At 64.0% G+C, this 566-nt stretch carries 1 protein-coding gene; it reads left to right on the forward strand.

From position 1 onward, the window contains the following. The coding region (locus ACF8GB_RS16740) for an immunoglobulin-like domain-containing protein (RefSeq protein ID WP_392527338.1) at positions 1-566 on the forward strand (566 nt) is incomplete at both ends.

Here is a 566-nt window from a genome sequence, read left to right on the forward strand (position 1 = left end):
GGCTGGCGAGATGACCAAGACCTACACCGCCGCGGCGCAGGGCGACGACGTGTTCAAGGACGAGGGTAAGCTGGAGATCGGCATCGCCAAGGCCGAGGTGCCGAACGCCAAGTTCGAGAACCTGGTGCTAGGCGCCCCTGCCTCGGTCAACATCACCGACACCATCAGCAAGGTCACCGCTGTGCTGGCTGTGGATAACACCACTGTGGCTGAAGGCGGCAAGATCACCTACACCGTGACCTTGGTCAGCGAAGACAACAACCTGCCGGTCACCGGCCATGGTGGCGTGACCGTCACCCTGACCGGCGGCACGCAGGTGTTCATCGCCGCCGGCTCTGCCAGCGGCACCGTCAGCATCAATGCGCCGGACGACGTGTACGTCGGCGGCCAGCCTGCCATCACCAAGGCCATCACGGATATCAGTGTGGCCGGTGACAAGCAGTTCGAGAACTTGGTGGCCAGCAAGGCGGCAGTCACGACCACCGTCACCGACGAGCCGGCTGGGCAGGGCGACCTGGTGCAGGTGAACATCGCTGCAGACCAAGTGTCGGTCAACGAAGCCACTG

The sequence above is a fragment of the Pseudomonas sp. xss_4 genome (assembly GCF_043104125.1).
GTDB lineage: Bacteria > Pseudomonadota > Gammaproteobacteria > Pseudomonadales > Pseudomonadaceae > Aquipseudomonas > Aquipseudomonas parafulva_B.